Consider the following 11,671-nt stretch of genomic DNA (forward strand, 5'->3'; position numbering starts at 1 on the left):
AACGGCAATAACGCGGGCAATACCGCGTCCTTGCGCCCTCAGCGTCAGGCGTACGCCGACTTCCCCGTCAACGCCTTGCGGATCGCGCCCGCGAGATCGCCGGCCGCGAACTTCGCGACGTAGCCGCTCGCGCCCGCGTTCTTCACATGCGCCTCGTTCGCCGTGCCCGAGAGCGACGAGTGGATCACCACCGGAATGTCGGCCGTGCGCGGGTCCGCCTTGATCTTGCGCGTGAGCGTGAAGCCGTCCATCTCCGGCATTTCCAGGTCGGTCAGCACCAGCGCCACGCGGTCCTTCGCGCGTACGCCGTCGCGCTCCGCGGATCGGGCGATCGCGTCGAGCTGGTTCCAGGCCTCGAGCCCCGTCTTCGCGATCGAATACTCCAGCCCGAGCGCCGTGAGGCTCTGGCCGATCAGTTCGCGCGCGAAGCCCGAATCGTCGGCGGCCAGCACCTTCGCGCCCGCCGGCATGATGGCCTTCTCGCCCACTTCCTCGGGCTCGACGCTCTTGTGCTGGGCCGGGAACACGTCGCGCAACACCTGCTCCACGTCCACGACCTGCACGAGCTGCTTGCTCTCCGGGTCGGCCTCGAGCCGCGCGATACTCGTCACGCGGTTGCCGAGCGTGACGTCGGCGGCGAGCACCTGGCTCCATTCGAGCCGCACGATCTCGTCCACGCTTTCCAGCGCGAAGCCTTGCGTGGTGCGCGCGAATTCGGTCACGAGCAGGATGTTCAGGCCCGTGGCGGGCTCGCAGCCCATCAGTTTCGGCAGGTTGATGACGGGCATCACCTGACCGCGAATATTGGCCGCGCCGAGCACGTATTCGGACGACGCCGCGATGGGCGTGATCGTCGGCATGCTGAGAATCTCGCGCACCTTGAACACGTTGATACCGAACGCCTCGCCGACACTGCTGCCGGGCGCCGCGCCCAGGCGAAACAGCAACAGCTCGAACTGGTTCGTGCTCGTGAGGCGGGTTCGTTCGTCGATTGCGAATCCGCTTTCCATGGTTTCCTCGTGTCGCGTTGCGTGGGTCAAGGTGAAGTCGTCGGTCGTGTCGCGGCAGGGCGCGCCGCGCGCCGCCGCGCCGCTCATGCGCGGCGCGTCTCCTGCCCGGGTTCTACGGCCCGGCGCGGGAAATCTTGAGGCGGCGGCGCATCAGCCGTCCTCGCGCGACCAGCGCGGCGCGCGTTCTCGCAGCATTGCCGCGCACGCCTGCGCGCTCACCGGCTTGCCGAACAGATAGCCCTGCTGGCGCTCGCAGGCGAGCGAGCGCAAGAACGACGACTGCTCGGGCGTTTCCACGCCCTCGGCCGTCACGCGCATGCCGAGCGAATGCGCCATCGCCACCACGGCCTGGGTGATGGCCACGGAATCGCGGTTGCCGGGCAAGCCCGCCACGAAGGTGCGGTCGACCTTGAGATGGCGCAGCGGAAAACGCGTGAGATAGGAGAGCGACGAATAACCGGTGCCGAAGTCGTCGACGGAAATCCGCACGCCGATCTCGTCGAGCGCGCGCAGGATCGGCAGCACGCTCTGGCTGTCGCTCATCAGAATGCCTTCGGTGATCTCCACTTCGAGCCCGTCGGGCGCGAGGCCGCTGCGCGCGAGGCAGTTCTGGATGCGCTCGACCAGCCCTTCGCCGATCTGGCGCGGCGAAAAGTTCACGGCCATCACGAAGTCGGGCGCGAACAGCCGCCGCCACTGCGCGGCCTGGCGGCACGCGTGTTCGAGCACCCATTGGCCGATCGGCACGATCATGCCGGTGTCCTCGGCCACGGGAATGAACTCGACCGGCGAGACCGCGCCCAGTTCCTCGCTTTCCCAGCGCAGCAGCGCCTCGGCGCCGATCATGAGACCGCTCTGGCCGTCGACGATCGGCTGGTACGCGAGCCGCAACTCGCCCGAAGCCAGCGCGCGGCGCAGCCCGCGCTCGACCTGGAAGCGCCGTTGCAGGCGCTGGCGCAATTCGTTCGTGAAGAACTGGAAGTGGTTGGTGCCGCGCTGCTTGGCCGCGTACATGGCGGAATCGGCGTTGCGCATGAGCGCGGCGGCGGTGCGGCCGTCTTCGGGATAGCGCGCCACGCCGATCGAGGCGCCGAGGTAGTACTCGTTGCCCGCCACCGCGAACGGCGCGCCGATGGCGTCGAGCACGCGCTGCGCGAGCGCGCGCAGTTCGTCTTCGCCGTGAAAATGGCACACGGCGATCACGAACTCGTCGCCGCCCACGCGCGCGAGCGTGTCGCCCTCGCCCACGCAGGCGGCGAGGCGGCGGCCCACGTCGCGCAGCAGCGTGTCGCCGGCTTCGTGGCCGCCCGTGTCGTTGACCTTCTTGAAGCCGTCGAGATCCACGAACAGCAGCGCCGGGCGCGCCGCGTCGCTCGCGCGGTCGAGCAGCGCGTGCATGCGGTCGGCGAGAAACGCGCGGTTGTAGAGGCCCGTGAGCGGGTCGCGCGTGGCGAGGTAGCGCAACTGCTGCTGCGCTTCGCGCACCGGGCCGATGTCGGTGAACGACACGACCACGGAAACCGCCACGGTTTCGCCGGGGCGAAAGATCGGCAACACGTTCTCGCTGACCCAGACGATCTCGCCGCCGGCGAGTTCGAGCCCGACGCTCTGGCCGATCACGGGCTGGCCCGTTTCCAGCGAAACGATGCTCGGCCGCCTCGCGAGCGGCAGCGGCGCGCCGTTCTCGTCGAGCACGAACGGGATCACGTTCATGATGTTGCGGCCGATGGCGTCGTCGGGCAGCCGCAGGATGCGCTGCGCGCTGCGGTTGCAGGCGAGCACGGTGCCGTCGCGCGCCTGCATCACGATGCCTTCGTTGAGGTGATCGACCACGAGGCGGTGATGTTCCTCGCTCGACTTGAGCCGTCCGGCGATGGTGTTCTGGTTCAGCAGCGCCGCGACGCTTTCAGCGATGTCGCCCAGCAAGGCCGCTTCGGCGCAGTTCGGCCGCCACGGCGCGTCGTGATAGACGGCGAGCACGCCGAGCATGCCGCCCGCGTCGTCGCGCAGCGGCGTGCTCCAGCATGCGCGCAGGCCGTTGTCGAGCGCGATGCGGCGGGCCTCGCCCCATTCGTGCGCGGTTGCGAAGTCCTCGACGAGCACCGTGCGGCGCTCCTGGATGGCGGTAAGCGACGGGCTCGGACCGCCGCCGCCCACGCGCGTGCGGTCCACGGTCGCGTGATAGGCGGGCGGCAACGACGGCGCGGCGCCAATGCGCAATTGCTGCCCGTCGGTGTCGAGCAGCAGGATGGAGCAGGTCGCGCCCGCGCCGAGCAAACGCTCCGCGCGGCAACATAGCTCCGCCAGCAGTTCGGGCAGCGGCAGGCTGCGCGACACGAGCCGCAATACGCTGCGCTCGGAGGCGAGCACTTCGTCCGCTCCGCGCGTGCCGTTCGCGAGTTGCGATCCGGCCTGGCTTCCCCGTGATCCCGCTGCGTCGATAGCGTCCGCCGCTTCGGAATAGGCCATACTCTCGTCCCCTCTTGTCGCAACGGCGGCGCTGGCCGCGCCCGTGGCGGTTGGATCGCATGTGTGGTCGTACGTGCCGCCCGCCGGAAGATTGCGGGGCGACAACGATGCCCCTGCGTTAACGGCATGCGGCAAGGGTTCTGAAGATAAGAAACGTCTGCGGATTCAAGGTGATGCGAGGCGCATGGCGCGCCGCGAAGGTGCCTCGGCCGGCTCGATGTCGGCAGGGTGAAACGTCGCGTAAAAGCGGGCATCGCGCCGCGCCGATAAAGCGCTCAAGCCCCATTAGTTTCGCGCCGTTAACGTGGTCAGGATTTGTCTTTACGCCACTACCCGACGGAGCCCCGTTTGAACGCGACCGCCCGCACGCTTTCCCATCGCCTCACTTCGCGTTTCTCCCAACGTTTCGCCCAACGTTTCGCCCCGCTTTTTGCTCTCTCGGGCCTCGTGCTGCTCGCCGGTTGCGTCACCAGCGCCCGCGTCGCCACCGCGCCCGCGCATCCCGCGACCGTCGTGGTCGCGCCGCCGCCGCCGCCCGCCGTGATCGTGCAACCCGCGTACGTGCCGCAGCAAAACGACGCCTATGTGTCGGTCGTGCTCGACCGCGACGTGGTCTACGTGGGCGGCTATACGTATTTGTGGATCGTGGGCGCGGATGGGCATCGCCATCGGCATCTGTACGGACGCGGCGATCTGCGCGGCGAAGTCCTGCATCGGCGCACGGAACTGCATGCGGTGATGGCGCGCAACGACGGTCATCTGCCGATGCAGCATCCGCACTCGGTCGCGCCCGGCCAGCGCGTGCACGTGACGATGGACCCGCACGCGATGCCGCCACGCGGCGCGCACGCGCAGCCGCATCGGCCGGTGGTTGCTTCGGCTTCCGCGCACGGCGCCGGTCGTCCGCCAGCGCACGACACGCACGACGCACACGGCGGCCCGCACCACGCCGCGCCCACGCGCAACGCCAGCGCGAACGGTCATCGCCATCCCGAGACGTCGCCGAAGGCGCCCGCCTCGCCGCGCTTCGCCGGTTCGCCGCCGCACGCGGGCTGAGCGCGCGTAATCGAGCGGGTTCGCGCACGCTTTCCCGCGTCCCCTCTCTCGTCGCGCAACCACCATCGCCGGATAGCTGTTTTCCGGCGATGCGTCTTCTGCTCGCGCCTTCGCCGCCGCACTCGCCGCCGCACTCGCCGGTATAGCGGCACTTCCCACGCCCACGCAGCGCGCAGCGCTTCGGTTGCGGCTCGCCGTCGCGATATATATCACGTTGCGATATAATTCCGGTTTCGCCGGACGGCCACGCGCCGTCCTTGTTCGCTGGCGCGCCCTCGCAAACGGCCGCGCCGCGGCCGCCGCCAGGCGTGCCGCCTCGCCCCGAAACCTGCGTTCCCGACCGTGTCCCGTTTCAACCTCCTCCGCTGGCTCAGCCGTTTCGCCCCCTCGCGCGCCACCGTCACCTGGCGCGAACGTCTGCGCGCGGGCGCGGGCGCGCTCGTCGGCATCGCCATTACCGGGCTGGTGGCGCACCGCTGGCTCGGCGCCTCGAGCGTGCCGTTCCTGATCGCGCCGATGGGTGCCTCCGCCGTGCTCCTGTTCGGCGTGCCGTCGAGCCCGCTCGCGCAGCCGTGGTCGATCATCGGCGGCAATCTGGTTTCGGCGACGGTGGGCGTCACCGCCGCACTGTGGATCGCCGACCCGGTCACGGCCGCCGCCGTCGCGGTTGGCGTGGCGATCTGCGTCATGTTCACGCTGCGCTGCGTGCATCCGCCCTCGGGCGCGGTCGCGCTCACGGCCGTGCTCGGCGGCCCCGCCGTGCATGCGCTCGGCTACGGCTTCGTGCTCGCGCCGGTCGCGCTGCAATCGTTCCTGCTGCTCGGCAGCGCCCTGCTCTGGCACGCGGTGAACGACCATCGCTATCCGCACGCGGCGCGCGCGCCTCAGGCGGCCGCCCGCGCCGAAGCCGCGCCCGCGCAATCCGGCTTCGCGCGCGCCGACCTCGAAGCCGTGCTGCGCGATCGCGACGAACTGCTCGACATCGACACCGACGATCTCGAAACCATCCTGCGCGACGCCGAAATTCGTGCCTACGCGCGCAGCTTCGGCGAACTCACCTGCGCCGACGTGATGTCGAGCCACGTGGTCAGCATCGCGCCATCGACCACTGTGGAAGAAGCGCGCGCGCTCCTCAAGCAACACGACGTGAAGGCGCTGCCCGTGGTCGACGCCGAGCGTCGCGTCAAAGGCATCGTCACGCGCGCCGATCTCGCCGACCACGGCGCGGACCGCCATCCGCTGCGCGTCGCGCTGCATGCGCTCCTACCCACGCTGCGCCCCCACGCGGACAGCGTGAAGGTCGCGCTGCTGATGTCCACGCACGTGCGCACGGTGCAGGTCACCACGCCGATCGTGGAACTCGTGCGGCTCTACGCGGGGCGCGGGCATCATCACGTGCCGGTGGTCGACGGCGAACGGCGGCTCGCGGGCATCGTCACGCAGGCCGACCTGATTTCGGGCCTGTATCAGCAGTCGCGCGCGGCGCAACGCGCGAGCGTGTCGCCCAGCGTCGGATAAAAACGGGCAGGACGCAAGCCCGCGCTACGGGCATCTCCGTCCATTCATATCATGTTGTGATATATTCGGCGACAGTCAAGGACCATGGACTTCCGATGAAAAAACCCGCACGCGACCTCGTGAAAGCCGACTTCGAACAGCTCTCCGAATTCCGCTATCAGATGCGGCGCTTCGAGCGCTTTTCCGAGCAGGCCGCGCAAGGCGAAGGCATCACGCCGCTGCAATACCTGTTGCTGCTGCATATCAAGGGCTATCCGCTGCGCGAGTGGGCGACCATCGGCGAACTGGCCGAGCGGCTGCAGGCCCAGCATCACGGCGTGGTCGCGCTGGTCTCGCGCTGCGAGGCGCTCGAACTCGTGGCCCGGCGCGTGAGCGAACGCGACCGCCGCCAGGTGGAGGTGCATCTGCTGCCCGCGGGCGAAAAGCTGCTCGCGCGCCTCGCCGAACTGCATCGCGCCGAACTCAAATCGCTCGACGGCGCCTTCACCATTCCGCAAATCGATCTCTGACGATCCCACGACCATGCATTCCGACGATTCCCACAAGCGCGACTTTTCCGCGAATGCGCGACTGCCCGGCATCAGCGCGCTCGCTGCGTTGATCGGCGCACTCGCCACGCTCGCCGCGTTCGTGCTGCTGAGCCTGATCCACGGCTTCACGAACCTGTTCTTCTTCGGCCAGTTGTCGTTGGCCGACCGCTCGCCCGCGCTCAACACGCTCGGCGCGTGGGTGATCGTGGTGCCGGTCGCGGGCGGCTTGATCGTCGGGATGATGGCGCGTTACGGCTCCGAGAAGATTCGCGGCCACGGCATTCCCGAAGCCATCGAGGCCATTCTGTTCGGCAAGAGCCGGATGTCGCCGAAAGTGGCCGTGCTCAAGCCGCTTTCCTCGGGCATCGTGATCGGCAGCGGCGGGCCGTTCGGCGCGGAAGGCCCGATCATCATGACGGGCGGCGCGATCGGCTCGCTCATCGCGCAGTGCGTGCGCCTCACCGCGGCCGAGCGCAAGACGCTGCTCGTGGCGGGCGCGGCCGCGGGCATGACGGCCGTGTTCGGCACGCCGGTCGCGGCGGTGCTGCTCGCGGTGGAACTGCTGCTGTTCGAATGGCGTCCGCGCAGCTTCCTGCCGGTCGCGCTCGCGTGCGCCGTGGCGGGCTTCGCGCGCGCGATCTTCTTCGGCACGGAGCCGCTGTTCGCGTTGCAAACGAGCCCGCCGCACGCCACGGCGCTGGTCGCCTGCCTGATCGCCGGGCTGCTCTCGGGCGCGCTGGCCTCGGGTTTGTCGGCGGCGCTCTACAAGGTCGAGGACGCGTTCGGCCATCTGCCGCTGCACTGGTCGTGGTGGCCCGCTATCGGCGGTCTCGTGGTGGGCATCGGCGGTTTCATCGAGCCGCGCGCGCTCGGCGTGGGCTACGACGTGATCGGCGACCTGCTGCATCAACATCTCGTGCTGCAGGTGGCGCTCGCCATCCTGGTGGTGAAGGCCGTGATCTGGGTCGTCGCGCTCGGCTCGGGCACCTCGGGCGGCGTGCTCGCGCCGCTGCTCATGCTCGGCGCGGGCCTCGGCTCCGTGCTCAGTCATGTGTTCGGCCACGTGCTGCCCGGCAGCGATCCCGCGCTGTGGCCGCTCGTGTGCATGGCGGCCACGCTGGGCGCCACGCTCGGTGCGCCGCTCACGGCCATCGTGTTCGCGTTCGGCCTCACACACGACGGCAATGCGCTCTTGCCGCTGCTCGCGGCCACGCTCGTCGCGCACGGCTTCGCGACCATCGTCATGAAGCGCTCGATCATGACCGAGAAGATCGCGCGGCGCGGCTATCACATCTATCGCGAATACGGCGTCGATCCGCTGGAACGCCATTATGTCGACGAGGTGATGACGCGCGACGTCGACACCATCGACGCCAGCGTGAGCGTGCGCGACGCGCTCGCGCAGTATTTCGGTCCGGCGCAGCGGCATCGCGCATGGCCGGTGGTGCGCGACGGCGCGCTGGTCGGCGTGATCGACCGCGAAACGCTCGACGCCGTGCGCGCGGGCAACGCAGTCGGTCATTCGGGCGCTGAGTTGGCCGGTGATTCGGCCAGCGATCCGGCTGAAGCCCTCGATCGACGGCTGGACACGCCGCTCGGCACGCTGCTCGCGCCGCGCTCGCCCGACGTGGCGCTGCGCGAGGAAACCTGCCGCCAGATCGCCACGCGTCTCGCCGTGCACGGTCTCGAACGCCTGCCCGTGGTCACCGACCGCAAGACGCGGCAACTCGTGGGTATCGTGTCGCGCAGCGACCTCGTGCAACTCTCGCTCTCGCACTTCGAGGAAGAGCACAAGAAAGAGCGCTTCCGGCGCATCGCGATCGGCGGCAAGCGGCGTTTCCCGCCGGTCGGCAAGCCGGGCTGAAGCGCGGCCCGGATTTCGTCGACGACAAACCGCGCCCGCGCGCCCGCTCGCGGGCGCCGCCATCGCCATACCCATTGCCTTCGCGGCCCGCCCTGCGCCAATCCGGTGCGGCGCGTTTTGGCGCGTGCACTGCTGCAGTGCGTCAAATCCCCTGCTGGACCGCCCATCCGCCGCGCCGCCGCCCGAACCGCCGCGCGCCACGCCCCAACGTGCGCTGGCACGCACCTTGCAGATACCTCTCGCGTCCACGATGGCGCGCGCTGCACCGCTTTGCCCCACGCTACGAAAACCTTAACCGTCGAAGCCTTCATGCCGTCGACCGAAGACTCCCCATGCTGCGCGTATTGCTCGTAACCGACACCGACAAGCCGATCGGCGACCTGCGCGACGCGCTCGCGAAGCTCGGCTACGACATGCTGCCGGAGCCCGCCACGCCGCAGGCGCTGCATCGCGTCGTCGAACGCGAGCGCCCCGACGTCATCATCATCGACACCGAATCGCCCGCCCGCGACACGCTCGAACAGCTCGCGGTGATGAACGCCACCGCGCCGCGTCCCGTGCTGATGTTCAGCCACGACGCGAACCAGCAATTGATCCGCTCGGCCGTGAACGCGGGCGTGACCGCCTACCTCGTGGAAGGTCTCGCGAGCGAGCGCCTCGCGCCGATCCTTGAAGTCGCGCTCGCGCGCTTCGCGCAGGAAGCGCAACTGCGCGAGCGGCTCACGCAGGCCGAGAACGAGCTCGCCGAGCGCAAGCTGATCGACCGCGCGAAACGCCTCCTGATGGAACAGCAGAAGATGACCGAGCCCGCCGCCTACGCGCTGCTGCGCAAGCGCGCCATGAACCAGAGCCTGAAGCTCGCCGAAGTCGCGCGCCAGCTCGTGGACTCGGCCTCGTCGTCGCCATCGTTCCCGTCTTCCGACAAGCCGCGCGAGCCACGATGAGCGCGCCCCGCCCCCTCGCACCGCCATCCGCACCGAACGCGCCGCAACCCGCAGGACCGCGCACGCCGCGCGCCGCCGCAACGAGCCGCCCATGAACGCCCACACCGCACCGCAATCCGCGCCTTTCGGCGCGCCCGAGAAAACCCATCTGAAGATCGGCTTCGTGCCGCTCGCCGACGCCGCGCCGCTCGTCGCCGCCAAGCTGCTCGAATTCGGCCACGCGCACGGCCTCACGCTCGAACTCTCGCGCCAGCCTTCGTGGGCCGCGCTGCGCGACAAGCTGCTCGCGGGCGAACTCGACGCCGCGCATTCGCTCTACGGCCTCGTCTACGGCGTGCAGCTCGGGCTCGGCGGCCCGCAAACGGACATGGCCGTGCTGATGGTGCTCAACCGCAACGGTCAGGCGATCGCGCTCTCCAACCGCGTCGCCGACGCGCTCGACGAGCACGGCACGCTGCCGCGCGCGCTCGCCACCCTCGGCCGCAAGCCAGCGTTCGCGCAAACCTTCCCGACCGGCACGCACGCGATGTGGCTGTACTACTGGCTGGCCGCGCAAGGCGTGCATCCGCTGCGCGACATCGACAGCGTGGTGATTCCGCCGCCGCAAATGGCCTCCGCGCTCGACGACGAAGGACTCGACGGCCTGTGCGTGGGCGAACCGTGGCCGCTGCTCGCGCAGGCGCGCGGCGTGGGCCGCACCGTGATCCGCAGCGGCGAAATCTGGCCCGACCATCCCGAGAAAGTGCTCGCGTGCCGGCGCGATTTCGTCGCGCGCTATCCGAACACGGCGCGCGCGCTCGTGAGCGCGATGCTCGAAGCGTGCCGCTGGCTCGACGGCGCCGGGCATCGCACGGAAATCGCGCAATGGCTCGCGCGCCCGGAAATGCTCGATGTCGATGCCGGGCTGATCGCGACCGGTCTTTGCGCCGACGCCATGCATCGACCCGCGGCCATGCGCTTCTTCGACGAAGGCCGCGTGAACTATCCGCACGAGGCGGAAGGCGTCTGGTTCCTGACGCAATTCGAACGATGGGGCATGCTCGCGCGCCGCGACGACTATCGCGACATCGCCCGGGCGCTGAACCAGACCGCGCTCTATCGCGAAGCGGCTGAGGCGCTTCACGTCGCGGTGCCGCCAGCCGCCGCGACCGCGCCGTTCGTCGACGGCCGCGTCTGGAACGGCGAGAACGCCGCCCGCTACGTGGACAGCTTCGACGTGCGCGCCTGAGCCTCGGCGCGAGCCACGCCAGGGCGGCCCCCAGGCGACGCAGGTCGTCCCAGGGCTTCGCATAGCTTGACGATCACCGGCTTCCGGCGTACGTTGCGCGTCGCCGGCGCGCAGCCTCGCTGCGCCTCGTGAGGGCGCCTGCGGCGCCGGCATTGAGCGTGTGAAGCCTATGCGACGTCTTCCTTCCCTGATTGCGCTGCGTTTCTTCGAAGAAACCGCGCAGCACCTGAGTTTCAACCGCGCCGCGGCGTCGCTGTGCGTGACGCAAGGCGCCGTGAGCCGCCAGATCCGTATTCTCGAGGAGTCGCTCGGCGAAAAGCTGTTCGAGCGCGACCATCGCGGCATCAAGCTCACGGCCGCGGGCGCGCGCCTGCTGCCTTGCGTGAGCGAGGCGTTCGACACGCTGGAGCGCGGCACGCGCGCGCTGTCGTCGGCGAAAAAAGCCCGCCGGCGGCTCGTGCTCGCGCTGCCGCCCACCTTCGCCACGCAATGGTTTTCGCCGCGTCTGCCGCTGCTGTCCGCCGCGCTGCCCGACGCCGATCTCTCCGTGCGCACCTCGCCGCACGCCGACGCCGACTGCACGATCCGCTTCGGCCGCGAACCGCTCTCCGGCGCGTATTCCGAACTGATGGCCGTGGAGCGCCACACGCTCGTGGGTTCGCCGCGGCTCGCGGGCGCGCCGCTCGAAACCATGCTGCACACACTGCCGCATCTGCATGTGCTGCACGACGGCGAGCGCCTCAATCTGTGGCCCGACTGGCTCGCGAGCGCGGGCATTCCGTTCGACGACGACGAAGCGCGCGAAGGCATCGAGTTCTCCACACTGGAACAGGCGATCCATGCCGCGCGCAAAGGCGCGGGCCTCGCCATCGTCGATCGCAACATGATCACCGAGGAACTGGCCGAGGGCACGCTCGTGTCCTACTCCGACGTGCAGGTGGACGGCCCCTACGGCTACTGGCTCGACATCGCCCGCGAGGACGTGCAGCTCGCGCACGTGCAGGCGTTCGCCGACTGGCTGCGCCAGCAGATTCTGGTCGCCGAATAGCGTT

General features: G+C 69.5%; 9 protein-coding genes. 7 read left to right on the forward strand and 2 right to left on the reverse strand.

The window, feature by feature from the left end; genetic code table 11:
- Positions 1 to 44 precede the first annotated feature (44 nt).
- Positions 45 to 1,010 carry a chemotaxis protein gene (locus FAZ98_RS28910; protein WP_158956747.1) on the reverse strand — a complete coding sequence of 322 codons (966 nt, stop codon included), beginning with the start codon at positions 1,008 to 1,010 and terminating at the stop codon, positions 45 to 47.
- A 150-nt stretch (positions 1,011 to 1,160) separates the two neighbouring features.
- Positions 1,161 to 3,479: a putative bifunctional diguanylate cyclase/phosphodiesterase gene (locus FAZ98_RS28915; protein WP_158956749.1), complete on the reverse strand. Its 2,319-nt coding sequence runs from the start codon at positions 3,477 to 3,479 to the stop codon at positions 1,161 to 1,163.
- A 348-nt stretch (positions 3,480 to 3,827) separates the two neighbouring features.
- Between FAZ98_RS28915 and FAZ98_RS28920 the strand changes: the two genes are divergently transcribed.
- From FAZ98_RS28920 to FAZ98_RS28950, 7 genes are all read left to right on the forward strand, one after another.
- The gene (locus tag FAZ98_RS28920; protein ID WP_158956751.1) at positions 3,828 to 4,535 is read left to right on the forward strand and encodes a hypothetical protein; all 708 of its coding nucleotides are present in this window, start codon (positions 3,828 to 3,830) and stop codon (positions 4,533 to 4,535) included.
- A 342-nt stretch (positions 4,536 to 4,877) separates the two neighbouring features.
- Positions 4,878 to 6,053: an HPP family protein gene (locus FAZ98_RS28925; protein WP_158956753.1), complete on the forward strand. Its 1,176-nt coding sequence runs from the start codon at positions 4,878 to 4,880 to the stop codon at positions 6,051 to 6,053.
- Between the two features lie 95 nt (positions 6,054 to 6,148).
- Positions 6,149 to 6,562 (forward strand): MarR family winged helix-turn-helix transcriptional regulator, encoded by a 414-nt coding sequence (locus FAZ98_RS28930; RefSeq protein WP_158956755.1) that lies wholly within the window; start codon positions 6,149 to 6,151, stop codon positions 6,560 to 6,562.
- Between the two features lie 13 nt (positions 6,563 to 6,575).
- Positions 6,576 to 8,447 carry a chloride channel protein gene (locus FAZ98_RS28935; RefSeq protein ID WP_158956757.1) on the forward strand — a complete coding sequence of 624 codons (1,872 nt, stop codon included), beginning with the start codon at positions 6,576 to 6,578 and terminating at the stop codon, positions 8,445 to 8,447.
- Positions 8,448 to 8,779: 332 nt separating this feature from the next.
- The gene (locus FAZ98_RS28940) at positions 8,780 to 9,391 is read left to right on the forward strand and encodes an ANTAR domain-containing response regulator (protein WP_158956759.1); all 612 of its coding nucleotides are present in this window, start codon (positions 8,780 to 8,782) and stop codon (positions 9,389 to 9,391) included.
- A gap of 91 nt (positions 9,392 to 9,482) precedes the next feature.
- On the forward strand, positions 9,483 to 10,619 hold the full coding sequence (locus tag FAZ98_RS28945) for a CmpA/NrtA family ABC transporter substrate-binding protein (RefSeq protein ID WP_158956761.1): 1,137 nt from the start codon (positions 9,483 to 9,485) through the stop codon (positions 10,617 to 10,619).
- Positions 10,620 to 10,788: 169 nt separating this feature from the next.
- On the forward strand, positions 10,789 to 11,667 hold the full coding sequence (locus FAZ98_RS28950) for a LysR substrate-binding domain-containing protein (protein WP_158956763.1): 879 nt from the start codon (positions 10,789 to 10,791) through the stop codon (positions 11,665 to 11,667).
- Positions 11,668 to 11,671 lie beyond the last annotated feature (4 nt).

The sequence above is a fragment of the Paraburkholderia acidisoli genome (assembly GCF_009789675.1).
GTDB lineage: Bacteria > Pseudomonadota > Gammaproteobacteria > Burkholderiales > Burkholderiaceae > Paraburkholderia > Paraburkholderia acidisoli.